15 protein-coding genes are annotated in these 14976 nt (G+C 67.1%); 4 read left to right on the forward strand and 11 right to left on the reverse strand.

The window, feature by feature from the left end; genetic code table 11:
- Positions 1–19: 19 nt before the first annotated feature.
- The 10 genes from N5C91_RS16820 to N5C91_RS16865 form a co-directional block, all read right to left on the reverse strand.
- Positions 20–670, reverse strand: coding sequence for a TetR family transcriptional regulator C-terminal domain-containing protein (locus tag N5C91_RS16820; RefSeq protein ID WP_279830662.1), 651 nt, complete (start codon positions 668–670; stop codon positions 20–22).
- A 77-nt stretch (positions 671–747) separates the two neighbouring features.
- Positions 748–2229 (reverse strand): aldehyde dehydrogenase, encoded by a 1482-nt coding sequence (locus N5C91_RS16825; RefSeq protein ID WP_279830665.1) that lies wholly within the window; start codon positions 2227–2229, stop codon positions 748–750.
- Positions 2230–2256: 27 nt separating this feature from the next.
- Entirely contained in the window at positions 2257–3870 is a 1614-nt protein-coding gene (locus N5C91_RS16830) for an ABC transporter ATP-binding protein (protein WP_279830666.1), read from the reverse strand.
- 35 nt (positions 3871–3905) lie between these two features.
- Complete coding sequence (locus N5C91_RS16835; RefSeq protein WP_236175278.1) at positions 3906–4721, reverse strand: ABC transporter permease; 816 nt, start codon at positions 4719–4721, stop codon at positions 3906–3908.
- Between the two features lie 10 nt (positions 4722–4731).
- Complete coding sequence (locus N5C91_RS16840) at positions 4732–5688, reverse strand: ABC transporter permease (RefSeq protein WP_279830672.1); 957 nt, start codon at positions 5686–5688, stop codon at positions 4732–4734.
- Between the two features lie 120 nt (positions 5689–5808).
- Positions 5809–6588 carry an alpha/beta fold hydrolase gene (locus N5C91_RS16845; protein WP_279830674.1) on the reverse strand — a complete coding sequence of 260 codons (780 nt, stop codon included), beginning with the start codon at positions 6586–6588 and terminating at the stop codon, positions 5809–5811.
- Between the two features lie 11 nt (positions 6589–6599).
- The gene (locus N5C91_RS16850; protein WP_169939474.1) at positions 6600–6809 is read right to left on the reverse strand and encodes a tautomerase family protein; all 210 of its coding nucleotides are present in this window, start codon (positions 6807–6809) and stop codon (positions 6600–6602) included.
- Positions 6809–7867 (reverse strand): LLM class flavin-dependent oxidoreductase, encoded by a 1059-nt coding sequence (locus tag N5C91_RS16855; protein ID WP_279830692.1) that lies wholly within the window; start codon positions 7865–7867, stop codon positions 6809–6811. Before N5C91_RS16855 ends, N5C91_RS16850 begins: the two co-directional genes overlap by 1 nt.
- 21 nt (positions 7868–7888) lie before the next feature.
- Positions 7889–8884 (reverse strand): flavin reductase, encoded by a 996-nt coding sequence (locus tag N5C91_RS16860; RefSeq protein ID WP_236175274.1) that lies wholly within the window; start codon positions 8882–8884, stop codon positions 7889–7891.
- A 14-nt stretch (positions 8885–8898) separates the two neighbouring features.
- Positions 8899–10479: an ABC transporter substrate-binding protein gene (locus tag N5C91_RS16865; protein WP_236175273.1), complete on the reverse strand. Its 1581-nt coding sequence runs from the start codon at positions 10477–10479 to the stop codon at positions 8899–8901.
- A 363-nt stretch (positions 10480–10842) separates the two neighbouring features.
- On the opposite strand from N5C91_RS16865, the gene N5C91_RS16870 reads away from it, so the two are divergent.
- Both N5C91_RS16870 and N5C91_RS16875 read left to right on the forward strand, forming a co-directional pair.
- Positions 10843–11400, forward strand: a complete 558-nt coding sequence (locus N5C91_RS16870; protein WP_236175272.1) for a helix-turn-helix transcriptional regulator — start codon at positions 10843–10845, stop codon at positions 11398–11400.
- A 90-nt stretch (positions 11401–11490) separates the two neighbouring features.
- A complete protein-coding gene (locus N5C91_RS16875) occupies positions 11491–12057 on the forward strand; it encodes an HD domain-containing protein (RefSeq protein ID WP_279830693.1) in 567 nt (188 codons plus the stop codon).
- Here the strand turns inward: N5C91_RS16875 and N5C91_RS16880 are convergent.
- Positions 12054–12953: a DMT family transporter gene (locus N5C91_RS16880; protein ID WP_279830695.1), complete on the reverse strand. Its 900-nt coding sequence runs from the start codon at positions 12951–12953 to the stop codon at positions 12054–12056. The genes N5C91_RS16875 and N5C91_RS16880 overlap by 4 nt on opposite strands.
- Positions 12954–13144: 191 nt before the next feature.
- Between N5C91_RS16880 and N5C91_RS16885 the strand changes: the two genes are divergently transcribed.
- Both N5C91_RS16885 and N5C91_RS16890 read left to right on the forward strand, forming a co-directional pair.
- A complete protein-coding gene (locus N5C91_RS16885; protein ID WP_279830697.1) occupies positions 13145–14056 on the forward strand; it encodes a LysR family transcriptional regulator in 912 nt (303 codons plus the stop codon).
- Positions 14053–14955: a LysR family transcriptional regulator gene (locus N5C91_RS16890; RefSeq protein ID WP_279830698.1), complete on the forward strand. Its 903-nt coding sequence runs from the start codon at positions 14053–14055 to the stop codon at positions 14953–14955. The genes N5C91_RS16885 and N5C91_RS16890 overlap by 4 nt, the downstream gene beginning before the upstream one ends.
- Positions 14956–14976: the final 21 nt, after the last annotated feature.

Here is a 14976-nt window from a genome sequence, read left to right on the forward strand (position 1 = left end):
CCTCGCCGCTACACGCGTCTCAGCGCCCGGCCTCGGGCATGTAGAAGGCCACCAGGTCAAGACAGGCACAGATGCCATGCTCGATGGCTTTCATGTTGCGCCGGCGCTGCCAGTCCAGCCAGAGGCCGTCGAGCATGGCCATGATGGCGTCGGCCGACTTCTCGATACGCTCGGCGCCGACCTCGCGCTCCTCGGCGATCCGCCGCAGGATTTCCACCAGGCGTTCGCGGTAGATGGCGTAGAGCTTGCGCTCGGTTTCGGCGATGTCTTCCTGGAACAGCGAGGCGGACCACAGGTCGATGCGTACCGAGAGGTAGCTGCGGTCGAGGAAGGTGGCGGTGAAGCCGCTGCGCAGGAACACTTCCAGCTGCGCCATGGCGGTGCGCGGCTCGGCCACCAGCCCCGCGCGGGTGGCTTCGTAGAGCTGGTGCGAGGCGTACTTGTAGGCCTCCACCAGCAGCTCGTTCATGTCCTTGAAGTGGTAGCTGATGTGGCCCAGCGCCATTTCGGCGCGCGCCGCTACCTTGCGCGCGGAAAGCTTGGCGTAGCCCTCTTCGCTCAGGCAGAGGAAGGCCGCCTTGATGATTTCCTCGCGGCGCGTTTCAGGGTCGTAGACCTTCCTGGTTTTCGGCTGGGCCGCTTTCGGTTGTGCCGCTTTCTGCTGGGGCATGGCGTGCCGGTTCCAAGGTTGGCAGTTCGGGGCGGATTATTCCGCCCCCTATCCGTGATGGTCAAAAGTTAGTTGATTCAGAGCCTGATCCAGGTCGCCTTGAGTTCAGTGTACTTGTCGAAGGCATGCAGCGATCGGTCGCGCCCGTTGCCGGACTGCTTGAAGCCACCGAAGGGCGCGGTCATGTCGCCGCCCGAGTACTGGTTGACCCACACCGAACCGGCCCGCAGCGCACGCGAAACCTGGTGCGCACGCGACAGGCTGGACGTCCACAGGGCCGCTGCCAGGCCGTAGGGGGTGTCGTTGGCGATGGCCACGGCCTCGTCGGCATCCCTGAAGCTGATGACCGAGAGCACCGCACCGAAGATCTCTTCGCGGGCGATGCGCATGTCGTTGCGCACGCCATCGAAGACCACCGGTGCCAGGTAGCAACCTTCCGCTTCGCCACTGCCGGCGACCAGCCGGGCACCCTCTTCCAGGCCGCTGGCAATGTAGCCCTGCACCAGCTGCAGATGCTGGGAGTCGACCAGGGCCCCGTAGCGGCTGGCCGGGTCGAGGGCGTCATTCGGCGTCCACACGGCAAGTGCTTCGCGCAGATGCTCGAGGAACTCCTCGCGCACCGACTCCTGCACCAGCAGGCGCGAACCGGCGGTGCAGACCTGGCCCTGGTTGTAGGCGATGGCGGAAGCGGCACTGATAGCCGCTGCGCGCAGGTCGGGCGCATCGGCGAAGACGATGTTCGGGCTCTTGCCACCTGCCTCGGTCCACACGCGCTTGAGGTTGGACTGCCCGGAGGCGACCATCAGCCGCTTGGCCACGCCGGTCGAGCCGGTGAAGGCGATGGCGTCGACGTCCATGTGCCTGGACAAGGCGTCGCCAGCCTCGGCGCCGAAGCCGGGTACCACGTTCAGCACACCCTCGGGAATACCCGCTTCACAGGCCAGCCGGGCGATGCGGATGGCCGTCAGCGGCGAGCGCTCGGACGGCTTGAGCACCACCGAGTTGCCGCAGGCCAGCGCCGGGCCGAGCTTCCAGCTGGCCATCAGCAACGGGAAGTTCCACGGCACTATCACCCCGACCACGCCCACCGCTTCGCGGGTGACCAGGCCCAACTGGTCCTCGGCGGTGGCGGCAATCTCGCCGTAGACCTTGTCGATGGCCTCGGCGGACCAGCGAATGGCGTTGGCCGCCCCGGGCACGTCGGTGGCCAGGGCATGGGCGATGGGCTTGCCCATGTCGAGGGTTTCCAGCAGCGCCAGTTCCTCGGCGTGGCTTTCCAGCAGATCGGCGAAGCGGACCAGGATGCGCTTGCGCTGCACCGGTGCCATGCGCGACCAGCGCCCCGACTCGAATGCCTGTCGCGCGCTGGCCACCGCGCGCTCGATATCGGCGGCACCGCCACGGGCGATGGCGGCCAGGCGGCGCCCGTCGAGCGGGCTGGCCTTGTCGAAGGTGCGCAGGTCCTGCGCGCTGCAGTAGTCACCGTCGATGAAGCAGCGGCCTTCGATGGCGAGCGTTGCCGCGCGCGCGCTCCAGTCCTGCAGGGTTGTTGCGGTCATGGGTTTGCTCCTTGAGCGGAAATGAGTTCAGGCCACGCCCCGTTGCGCCAGGCCGTCGAGCCAGTCCGGGTCCATCTGCGGCATGCTCTCGAGCAGGCGCGTGACGTAGCTGTCGCACGGCGGCGTGAACACCCGCTGCTTGTCGCCGAAATCGACGACGCAGCCAGCCTTGAGCACCAGCACGTCGTCGGCGATGGACTTCACCACCGACAGGTCGTGGGTGATGAACAGGTAGGTGATGCCCAGGCGCTGCTTGAGGTCGTCAATCAGCCGCAGGATTCCCTCCGCCACAAGCTGGTCGAGAGCGCTGGTGATCTCGTCGCAGACGATCACCGCCGGGTCCGCCGCCAGGGCGCGGGCAATACCGACCCGCTGCTTCTGCCCGCCGGACAATTCGCCCGGCCTGCGGGCCATGAAGCGGCCGGGTTCCAGGCCCACGGCAGCGAGCAGTTCGCGAGTTCGTTCTTCGCGCCGGGCAGCATCGAGGCCGCCATAGAACTGCAGCGGCCGCCCGACGATGTCACCGATACGCTGGCGCGGGTTCAGCGCGGTGTCGGCCATCTGGTAGATCATCTGGATCGAGCGCAGCTCGTCCCGGCTGCGCCTGGCGTAGTGCGCCGCGAGCGGCTTGCCCTGGAACAGGATGCTGCCCTCGCGGCTGGGCAAGGCCCCGGTGATGCAGCGCCCCAGCGTCGACTTGCCCGAGCCGGACTCGCCGACGATGGCCAGCGTGCGCCCCGGAAAGACCTTCAGCGACACGTCGTCGAGCACCTGCTTGTTGCCGTAGCCGGCGCGGATGCCACGCAGTTCCAACAGCGGTTGCTGGTCGGCGGCCACCGGCGGACGCGCCTCACATGCCAGGTTGCGCACCGCCCACAACGAGCGGGTGTAGTCCGCCTGCGGCTGGGCGATCAGCCGGCGCTTGTCGCCGCGCTCCACCATGTGGCCGTCCTTGAGCACCATGACCTCGTCGGCCATCTGCGCCACCACGGCGAGGTCGTGGGAGATGTAGATGGCCGCCACCTGGAACTCGCGGACCAGTTCGCGGATGGTCAGCAGGACGTCGATCTGGGTGGTCACGTCCAGCGCCGTGGTCGGCTCGTCGAAGATGATCAGGTCGGGCCGGCAGGACATCGCCATGGCCGTCATGATCCGCTGCAACTGGCCGCCGGAGACCTGGTGCGGATAACGCTCGCCGATGGTCTCGGGCTCGGGCAGGGAAATCTTCCGGTACAGCTCCACCGCATCCCGGCGCGCCTGTTCGCGGGGCGCCAGGCCGTGCTCCAGGGCAGTTTCGCAATGCTGGTCGATCAGCCGGTGCGCCGGGTTGAAGCTCGCCGCCGCGGACTGCGCCACGTAGGCGATGCGCGCGCCGAGCAGCTCGCGATGCTGCGCCTCGGGCACCTGGCGCAAATCGATGCCGTCGAAGAGGATTTCGCCGCCGCTGATGCGGCATCCGTCGCGGGTGTAGCCCATGGCGGCGAGGCCGATGGTGGACTTGCCGGCGCCGGATTCGCCGACCAGGCCGAGTATCCTGCCGCGCTGCAAGTTCAGGTCGATGCCGTGGACGATCTCGTTCCAGCCATCCGCGCCGCCGGCCTCGATGCGCAGGCCGGTAATCTTCAACAGGGGTTCGCTCATGCTGCGTGTCCTCGGACAATACGTGGGCGGGACGGTCATCGCCGCTGGGCGAGGAACCAGTCGGCGACGAAGTTGACGGCGATCGCCAGCACGCCGATGGCGGCGGCGGGGATAAGGGGCGTCAGGTCGCCAAAGGAAATCAGCGAGGCGTTCTCGCGGACCATGCTGCCCCAGTCAGCCAGCGGCGGTTGCAGCCCCAGGCCGAGGAACGACAGCGAGGAAATGGTCAGGAACACGAAGCAGAAGCGCAGGCCGAATTCGGCCACCAGTGGCGCCCTGACATTGGGCAGCAGCTCCATCGCCACCAGCCAGAACAGGCCTTCGCCACGCAGGCGGGCGACTTCCATGTAGTCGGTGACCACCACGTTGAGCGACACCGAACGGGCCAGGCGGAAGATGCGCGTGGCGTCCACCAGGGCGATGACGAACACCAGGTTGGCGATGCTGGTGCCGAAGATGGTCAGCAGGAGCAGCGCGCAGATCAGCTGCGGCACTGCCATCAGCACGTCCACCAGGCGCGACAGCGCGCTGTCCACCCAGCCCCCCAGGGCAGCGGCGATCAGCCCCAGCGAGCCGCCGATGAAGAACGCCAGCGCGGTGGACAGCAGCGCAATGCCGATGGTGTTGCGCGCGGCGAAGATCACCCGCGAAAGCATGTCGCGCCCCAGCGCGTCGGTGCCCAGCCAGTGCTGCGCGCTCCAGGGGTCGTACTCGCCACCGACGATCTCGGTTTCGCCGAACGGCGCGACCAGCGGGCCGAACAGCGCGAGAAAGGTGTAGAAGAGGATGATCAGCAGGCCGATGCGCGCGGTCCAGGTCATCTGTTTGAAGGTTGCGATCAAGGCATTCATCGATTCGCCCTCACTGGCGATGCAGCAGGCGCGGATTGGTAACGATGGACAGCACATCGGCGAGCAGATTGATGCCGATATAGACCACCGCGAAGATGCAGCAACAGGCCTGGACCACCATGACGTCGCGCTTGATCACCGAGTCCACCATCAGTTGCCCGAGGCCGGGGTAGACGAACACCACCTCGACCACCACCACGCCGGTGATCAGGTACGCCAGGTTCACCGCGATGACGTTGACGATCGGCGCCCAGGCGTTGGGCAGGGCGTGGCGCAGGACGATCTTCAGCCGCGACAGGCCCTTGAGCCGTGCCATCTCGATGTAGGGCAGCTGCAGCAGGTCGAGCACCGCGATGCGCGTCATGCGCATCATGTGCGCGGTGATCACCAGGGTCAGCGTCAGCGCCGGCAGGAAGGCCGCCTGCAGGTGGTCGAGCAGGCTCGCCGAGGCCGGTACGTCGGCGATGGAAGGAAACAGCGGGTGCTTCACCGCCAGCCAGAGGATCAGGATGTAGCCGATGAAGAACTCCGGCAGCGACACCGCCGCCAGGGACACGATATTCACCACGCGGTCGTAGATCGAGTCCTTGTAGAGCGCCGCGAACAGCCCCAGCAGCAGCGCCAGCGGCACCGCGATCAGCGCCGTGTAGCCGGCCAGGAACAGCGTGTTGAGCAGGCGCTGGCCGATCAGTTCGGACACCGCACGGCCGTTGGACAGCGAGGTGCCGAAGTCGCCCTGCAGGCTGCCCAGCAGCCAGTTCAGGTAACGCGTCAGCGCCGGCTGGTCGAGCCCCAGCTCGTGGCGCAGGGCATGCAGCGCCTCGGGCGTGGCGGACTGGCCGAGCAGCTTCTGCGCCATGTCGCCGGGCAGCAGCTGCACCGCCGCGAAGATGAGTGCGGAGACGCCCAACAGGGTCAGGGCTCCGAGAAGCATGCGCCGCAAGAGAATGGGATAAATCAAAGCCATGGTGTCGACCTGCTGATCGGTTGGGCAGTTGTTGTTCTTATGGTTATGGTTTTGCTGGTCTTTGCGCGGTTACGGGGAGGGTTGGGCAGTGCCCACCCTCCTCCGGCGTATCGGCAGGTGTCAGTGCGAGGCCTTGTCCAGGAAGGCTTTCAGGTGGGGCACCACCTGGTCGCTCGCTTCGATCAGGATGGCGTGCTTGAGGTCCGGCAGTACCACCAGCTGCGAGTGCGGCAACGCCTCGGCGATCTGCCGGTTCAGGCCCGGATTGCAGCCGCCGTCGAACTCGCCGGTGAGCACCAAGCACGGTTGCGTCACCTCATGCAGCCAGGGCGCCATCTCGGTCTCCGCGTAGATGTGGAAGACGTTGAGGAACACCGCGGCCGGCGTGTCCATCACCTGCTGCTTGCGCCACTCGATGACCTCCGGATGCGCCGCGCAGAAGTTCTCGGTGAACCAGCGCTGGGTCAGGGTATCCAGCACCGGGCCGATGCCCTTCTCTTCCATGGCGCGAACCACCTTGCGCACGTTCTCGCTGTCCTGCGGCGAGCGGAACGCCGCGGTGGACAGCAGCCCGACGCTCAGCACGTGCTGCGGATACTTGTGCGCATAGGCCGGGCCGATCATCCCGCCGAGGGAGTGGCCGATGATGTGCATCTGCTCGATGCCCAGGCGTGCACGCAACGCTTCCAGGTCCTCGACCAGTTCTTCCAGGCCGAAGTCTTCGCTCGGCAGCGGCGACTCGCCGTGTCCGCGCAGGTCGTAGCGGATGCAGGTGAAGCTGTCCTTCAGCGCCTCGGTGACCTTGTCCCAGCCGGTCTTGCGCGCGCCGATGCCGTGCACCATCACCAGGGCGGGCCCCTGCCCGTCCACCACATAGGCGCAATCGATTGCCTTGCTCATCACGCGCCTCCTCAGCCCTGGGCCTTTGCTTCTGCAATGATCTCTGCGTAGCTGCGGCCACCCACGCCCCAGTCCGCCGGGTCCACCTCCTTGAGCAGGATGGTGACCGCCTGGGCCTTGCCGCCGCAGACCTGGAGGTAGGTGTCGGTCAGCGCCTGGATCAGCTCGCGTTTCTTTTCGGCGGTACGTCCGGGGAAGAGTTCTACGGTAAGCAGGGGCATCAGCCGGTCCTCTTGTTCAGGTTGGGTTGAATCGAGCGGGAACTGAAGTGCGGAATGATCTGCTCGCCGAAGCGCCGCATCATGTCCAGGCTGTCCGCCTGGGACTGGCCGAAGTTGGCGGTCATGATCACTTCGTCGATGCCGGCCTCGGCGTAAGCGGAGAGCTGGTCGAGCATCTGCTCGCGGGTGCAGATCAGCAGGTTCCTGCCCAGCTCCTCGATGGATTGCTGGCGTGGCAGCGCTTCGATGCCACCGCCATGGACGATGCCCGGTCCGGTGAACACGTTGTCGAAGCGGCGGTAGTACTCGTAGGCCAGTTGCAGCTTCTCGCGGGCATCGGCTTCATCGCGCGCCAGGTAGGTCGCACGTTGCAGCGACAGCCGGACGCGGCTGGCAGACTTCGCCTTCGCCTTCGCCTCGGCCTTGCCACGGCGGAAGGCATTCACCTGATCCAGGAGCATCTGGTGGTCGCCGCTCAGCGGCGTGGTCTGCACCGAGAAGCCCTGGCGCGCGCAGGCCTGGATGCCCTCCGGCGCCATGCTCGCCACGACCAGCGGAATCTCCCGCTCGGGGCGCGGCATCACGGTCAGCGGGCCGAACTGGTAGTACTTGCCGTCCCAGCTCACTTCCTTGCGCGTCAGCAGGGCCTGCAGCACGGCGAGGGATTCGTCGAAACGCTCGCGGGTCTCACCCATCGGTACGCCGAGCATCTCGATCTCGTACTTGAAGGCGCCACGCCCCACCCCCAGCACCAGGCGGCCATCGCAGAGCGCGTCGGCCTGCACCACTTCGCCGGCGAATACGCGCATGTCGCGGATCGGCAGCACGGCGATGGAGGTCGCCAGTTCGATGTGCCGGGTGACCGCCGCGATCTTCACCGCCATCTGCAATGGCGAGGGCACCAGCAGGATGTTGATCAGGTGGTGCTCGGGGATGGAAATACCGGCATAGCCGACCTCTTCGGCCACCACGGCCTGCTCGACCATGTGCTCGTAGAGCTGTTTGCCGGAGGCGTCCGGATCGGGCAGGTAGGAGCTGAGGAAATGGTTGAATTGCATGTTGTTATCCACTCGGTGGTCTTAGTGTTTCCAGTCCAGCCAGTGCACGGGCTTGCCCGCGATGCCGGCGATTCGTCCGCCGTCGGCGGTGTCGCAGTAGATGCCGAAGCTGTCGGCCTGGCGCTCGCTGAAGAAGCGGTGGAGCATGCTGGTGCAGTAGTCGCCGCGGACCTGCAGCCAGGGTTCGTCCTCGGCGCGGAACAGGCGCACTTCGCGCCCGCTGCCGGCGCACGGAGCCAGCTCGGCGCTGGCATCGGCACGGAAGATCAGGCGGGTGAAGTCATCCCCCGCTTCCTCGAACATCGAGTAGATGAACGACACTTCGCCGACCAGGCCAACCCGCCGGAACACTTCGTCGATGACCGCCTTCTGGCTCACCCCGGCGCGCCAGAACACTTCCGGAATGCTCCAGTGCTCCTGGCCCGGCTCGCGCACCAGCAGCACGCCGTTGTCGCGAGTGATCAGGCAACCGACCTTGAGCGCACTGCCGCGCTCCACCTGGATCGCCTTGGCACCTTCGGCAAAGTCGATGTAGCTGCCGCGGAAATAGCCCAGCGGGCTGCCGACGCTGCTGCGGTAGCGCTGTACCTCGCCGATCAGGATCACGTGGTCGCCCGCCTCCACCAGGCTGTGGCGCCGGCAGCTGAGCACGCTGAGGCTGTCGGCCAGGCACGGTACGTCGGCCTCGCAGGACAACAGCTCGACCCCGGCGAACTTGTCGGCCGCGCGCCCGGCGAAGCGGTTCGACAGGTCGCGCTGCCAGTCGCCGAGGATGTTGATGGCGAAGCGCTCGGCGGCGCTGAACACCGCCAGGCTGCCGGCGCTTTTGGCAATGCACACCAGCACCAGCGCCGGGCTCAGCGACACCGAGGTGAAGGAGTTGGCGGTGAAGCCGCGCGGCGTGCCGTCGGCCTCGCGGGTGGTGACGATGGTGACGCCGGTCATGAAGGTGCCGAAGACGTTGCGCAGGCTGCGGGTGTCGTCGGCGCTGACCGAATGCCAGTCGAGGTTGCTCATCTCGCTCTCCCGTCTCACGCCAGCGACCAGCGCTCGATGGCGCGCATGCCGTCCAGGGCCATGTCGCCGGCCACGGTCGGCGACGTCACCACGTCGTTGCCCATGCCCATGATGTGGTTCATGAACATCGGCACCACGGTGGAGCCCTCGTCGTGCAGCATCGCCTGCATGTCCCAGTAGATGGCCTTGCGCCGGGCCTCGTCGAGCTCGGAGCGGGCCTGCAGCATCAGCTTGTCGAAGCGCTCGTTGTTCCACTGGGTGTCGCCCCAGGACGCGCCGCTGGCGTAGATCTGGCTGAAGATCCAGTCCGGTGTGGCGCGGCCGGTCCAGTAGCACATGCACATGGGTTTCTTCGCCCAGACGTTGATCCAGTAACCGTCGTTGGATTCGCGCACCACCTTGAGGTTGATGCCGGCCTTGCGCGCGCTTTCCTCGAACAGCACGCCGGCATCCACCGCCCCGGCGAAGGCCGCATCAGCGGCGCTGATGCTGATGTCCAGGCTGTCCAGCCCGGCCTGCTTGAGGTAGAAGCGCGCCTTGTCCGGGTCGTACTGGCGCTGGGCGAGTTCGCTGTTGAAGTACTTCTGCTGGCGGCCGATGGGGTGGTCGTTGCCGACGCTGCCGTGGCCGCGCAGGATCGACTTCACCCACTGTTCGCGGTCCACCGCGTACTTGAGCGCGAGGCGCACGTTGTTGTCCTGGAACGGGCTGAGCTTGGCGATCATCGGCATGGTCGCGTGGTTCAGGCCGGTGACCTCGGCAATGCGTACCTTGTTGCTGCGCTGCAGCAGCGACAGGGTCTTGATCTCGACGCGGTTGATGACGTTGACCTTGCCGGTGAGCAGCGCGTTCTGCCGTGCCACGGAGTCGGCGATGGCGATCAGCTCGGCTTCCTCGACGTGCGCCCGGCCCGGCTTCCAGTAATTGGGATTGCGCACGACGAAGGCGCGGACGCCGGGGTTGTACTCCTTGAGCATGTAGCCGCCGGTGCCAACGCCGGAGCGCCAGTCCACCTGGCCGTCGGCGCCCCGCGGGAGGATGCTCAGGTGGTAGTCGCTCATCAGCACCGGGAAGTCGGCGTTGCCGCCTTTGAGGCTGACGCGCACCGTCGAATCATCGATCGCCTTCACTTCGTCGATCTGCGAGACGATCGATTTGGACAGGGACTTGGAGCCGTCCTTGCGGTGGTAATCGAGCGTCGCCACCACGTCATCGGCGACGAAGGGCTTGCCGTTGTGGAACTGCACGCCGCTGCGCAGCTTGAAGGTCCAGACCCTGGCGTCCGGCGAGGATTCCCAGGACTCGGCCAGCTCGGGAATGGCGTTGCCGCTGCTGTCGATCTCCACCAGGTTGCCGCGCAGCGCCTGGCTCAGCAGCATCATGAAATCGTCTTCGGCCAGGCCCGGGTCGAGGCTGTCGGTGGTCGACGCGCCAGCCAGGCCGAACACCAGCCGCCCGCCCTTCTTCGGCTCGGCGAAAGCCGGCAGAGGCAGGCCGCCAAGCAGAACGCCCGCCCACAACAGCCCCATCGTCCCCTTCACCAGGTCACGACGGGTTACGCCGGAGGATGGCTCCCCAGGTTGCTTTTGCTTCATCCCACACCTCGCAAGACACTTGAGTTTTGTACGACCGTACAGACCAAGGACGAAGTAGTACCTGCGGTCTTCTGGTAGTTGTTATTGCCTCAAAGCGGCTGCCAAGGCGTTCTCTATCGGAGCGCTCTTGGACAGTTGTACAGATTATTAACAACAAGATCCGGGGCGCGCAAGAAATTTCTGTACAGTCGTACAATCGATTCCCGAGAGCCCTGGGGGCTGGACTGATGAAAGGCAAAGTCAGGCGCCCGAGCTTGCCCGCGCGTCAGAGCAGCGGCTCAGTCGCTCCCGTGCATCGCCCTTTCCGCCGAGCGCCTGGCAAACCGAGCTATGCTGGCGCGCTACGCACACAGACACAGCACCATGACCTCAGCGCAACTGCACAAGACTCCACTGGGCCCCCTGTTCCGGCGCTGGCGCCTGTTGCACCGGATCAAGCAGGACCATGCGGCCGAGCTGTTCGGCGTCAGCCAGTCGACCATCTCGCGCTGGGAAGCCGGCACGCAGGAAGCCGAACCGGAACAGCGTGCGCGCATCGAAGCGCTGCTGCGGGCCCGCCTCGATAACGCGGCGGACCATGCCCTGGCACGCCTGGTCAGCGGCAGTTCGCAGCCGATCCACCTGGTCTGCGACCTCACGCACCGCCTGCTCGCCTGCTCCGCCCCGCGGGCGGCGGAGTTCGGCGTGGCACTGGGCGATCTGCTGGGGCGCTCGCTCTGGCCATTCGTGACCGAGGCCATCGCCACCCAGGAAGCGCGACTGGACACACTCGGGTGGCGCGAGGGAATCGCCGCGCCGGCCCTGGAGTTCGCCACCGGCACCAACGCTTCCCTGCTGGTGCCGATTCGCCAGAGCCAGTGCCGCTGGACGCGACTCACACTGTCGGACGGTTCCACCGCCCGCCTGGTCGAGACACTCTGACGGCCGCCTGCCACGCATATTTCATGCGTGGACAGCGCCGGGCGCATGGGCACAGGATGTCCGTCCGACGTATCAGACAGGACCACTCCCATGCGCAACCAGGGCATCCACGACAAGCTGGCGTTCCTTCGCCAGGCGGAAAAGCTCAAGAGCGTGCTGCGCAGCGCCCACACGTCCAGCGGCCGGCGCGAAAGCACCGCCGAGCACAGCTGGCGCCTGGCGCTGCTGGCCATGGTGTTCGCCGAGGACCTGGGCGAGATCGACCTCGGCAAACTGCTGCAACTGTGCATCATCCACGACCTGGGCGAAGCGCTGGGCGGCGATGTACCGGCCGTTGACGTGCAGGCGCACGGCAGCAAGGGCGATCGCGAGCGGCAGGACCTGCTGAGCATGACCGCGACGCTGGCGGCGCCGCTGCGTGAACGGATCATTTCGCTGTACGACGAGTACGAGGCCGCCGCCACCGCCGAGGCACAGGCGGTGAAGGCGCTCGACAAGCTGGAAACCATCCTGCAGCACACCCAGGGCCTGAACCCGCCCGATTTCGACTACCAGTTCAACCTCGACTACGGCCGCCAGTACACCAGCGCCACGCCGTTCCTCGCGGCGCTGCGCGAGGTTCTCGATGCGGAGACGCGCAAGCGCGCGGCCGGCTAGCCCGGCGTTGCGTCAAAAGCCCTGGGCTTGATCGAGTACAACCCCGCCAGCAGGATCAGCAGCGCACCGCTGATCGTCCAGAGGGTCGGCGCCTCGCCGAAGACGATGAGGCCGATCAGCGTGGCAAAGGCCAGCAGCGAATAGTTGAATGGCTGCAGCGTAGAGGCCTGGGCGTACTTCAATGCCTGGATCAGCAGCAACTGCGCGATCACCCCGGAGACGGCGACGATCGACATCAGCACGGCCTCGCGGGGCGTGGGCGTGACCCAGGCGGGAAGGCCGACGAAGGTGGCGGCCACGGCGCCGACCACGGCCATGTACAGCGTGGTGGTGGCGAAGGAATCGGTCTGGCCGATACGCCGCGAGAGGATGTTGAAGAAGGCAAAGGTCAGCGCCGCCGCCAGGGGAATCAGCGCCGCAGTCTCGAACACGCCCATGCCGGGGCGCAGGATCAGCAGCGTGCCGCCGAAGCCCACGGCCGCCGCCAGCCACTGCCGGCCGACCAGCCGCTCGCCGAGCAGCAGCCGCGCCAGGCCCAGCGTCATCAGCGGGAAGACCGCGTAGAGCGCGTGGGTCTCGGCCAGCCCGAGGTAGCGCAAGGCCAGGCCGAACAGCGCTATCTCACCAACCCCCAGCAGTGAGCGCACCACCTGCTGCCAGCGACTGGTGCTGCGCGCCGCTCGACGCACGCCTCCCTGTGAACGGCAGACAATCAGCGCGAAGAGCACGAATACCCAGTAGCGCACCATCACCAGTTCGCTCACCGGCAGGTGGCGGACCAGTACCTTGGTAATGCCGTCCTGGCAGGCGAATATCAACATCGACAACAGGCACAGGGCAATGCCCAGGCGCGGGTTGCTGGTAGCGGCCAGCGCGGCGGTGGTCTTGCTGGTCATGGTGGAAGGCTCTTGGGCGGTGGCGGCCTCGCTGCGGGCGCCTGCAGCGCTTGTGCCGGAGCGGACGGGGTGCGGTCAAGCGACGCGGCGCTGGCAAGCACGCCGATGTCGCCCACAAGCCGCCGGCACTTCAAACCTGCGCGGCTTCCCTCTACAGTCTGGCGACCCGCCAACGGCGACAACGGTGATCCATGGACAGGTTTCAGGAAATGACAGTGCTGCTGGCCGTGGCCGAAGCCGGCAGCCTCGCCGCCGGCGCCAGGCAACTGGGCCTGTCGCCGCCCAGCGTGACCCGCGCCATCGCCGCGCTGGAACAACGCCTGGGCACCCTGCTGCTGGCCCGCAGCACGCGCAGCGTGCGGCTGACCGAAGCCGGTCAGCGCTACGTCGAGGACTGCCGGCGCATCCTGCAGGAGCTTGAGGACGCCGAGGAACTGGCCTCCGGCAGCGCCCTGCGCCCGCGCGGCAACCTGACGGTGACCGCGCCGGTACTGTTCGGCGAGCTGTACCTGATCCCGCTGATCGCCAGCTACCTGGACTCCCACGCCGCGGTGACGGTCAACGCGCTGCTGGTCGACCGCATGGTGCACATGCTCGACGAGGGTATCGACGTCGCCGTACGCATCGGCCAGTTGCCCGAGGGCAGCCTGAGCGCGCTGAAGGTCGGCGAAATCCGCCCGGTGGTCTGCGCCGCCCCCGCCTTCCTCGAGCGCCAAGGCCGCCCGCAGCACCCCAATGATCTGCTCGACGCCCCCGTGGTGATGGCCGCCACCAGCGTGCTGCTCACCGACTGGCAGTTCACCACCGCCGATGGGCCATTGACCCTGCGCCCACCGTCGCGCTTCGTGGTCAGCTCGAACAATGCGGCCATCCACGCCGCGCGCCTGGGCGGGGGCTTCACCCGGGTGCTCTCGTACCAGGCGGCCGAGGCGGTGGCGCGCGGCGAGCTGGAGATCGTCCTGGAAGAGTTTTCCACGGCGCCGCTGCCGATCCACCTGCTCTACCAGGACGGCGCACGGCTGCCGGCGAAGGTTCGCAGCTTCGTCGAGCACTGCGCCGAACGCCTGCGTGCCGACCCGGCGCTGCAAGCCGCGAAGCCGTGAGCCGCTACCGGGAAATGCAGGCGTTCGACGCCGTGGCGCGCGCTGGCAGCCTTGCGGCTGGCGCGCGGTGCCTGGAGCTGTCCACGGCAACGGTGATGCGTCTGGTGGCCACGCTGGAGTCGCGTCTGCAGTGCGAACTGCTGCTGCGTGGCCCGCGGGGAATCGAGTTGAGCCTGCGTGGCGAAGCGTTCGCTGCCAGTTGCCAGCAGATTCTCCAGGACATCGAGGACACAGAGAGCTCGCTCGGCGGCCTGCAGGCGCACCCGGCCGGACAGCTGAACCTCTCCCTGCCGTTGCTGATGGCCGACCGTATCTTCGCCCCCATCGCGCTGGACTACCTGGCCGCCTTTCCTGAGGTGCGCCTGGTCAGCCGGCACCGGGAAGACCTGCCGCGCCTGCTCGAAGACGGCATCGACGTCGCTCTGGTGATAGGCGCTCTGCCCGACTCCTCCGGCTTCGCCCTGCCAGTGGGCACGGTGCGGCCGCTGATCTGCGCAGCACCGGAATACCTCGCGCGCCATGGCGTGCCACAGGCCCCGGAAGACCTCAAGGCGCACCACATCATCGCTCCCGGCAGCCTGGGAGCGATCAGCGAGTGGCGCTTTCGTCACCAGGGCGCGGCGCGCTCGGTGCGCCTGGCCCCGCGGCTTGCGTGCAGCACCACCCCCGCGGCGATCCGCGCCGCCAGCCTCGGGCTCGGGCTGACCCGCTGCATGAGCCACGAGGCGCATGCCGAACTGAGCAGCGGACAGCTGCAAGCCGTGCTGCAGGACTACGCCGCCCCCGCCCTGCCGGTGCAGCTGATCTACCGCGAAGGCCGCCGCGCGGCGGCGCGCGTGCGCACCTTCCTCGATTTCGCGGTGCCGCGCTTGCGGGCGCATCCGGCGCTGCGCGGCTGAATCAGCCGTGGCCACCAGCGA

The sequence above is a fragment of the Pseudomonas sp. GD03903 genome (genome assembly GCF_029840045.1).
In the GTDB taxonomy this organism is placed as follows: domain Bacteria; phylum Pseudomonadota; class Gammaproteobacteria; order Pseudomonadales; family Pseudomonadaceae; genus Pseudomonas; species Pseudomonas pseudonitroreducens.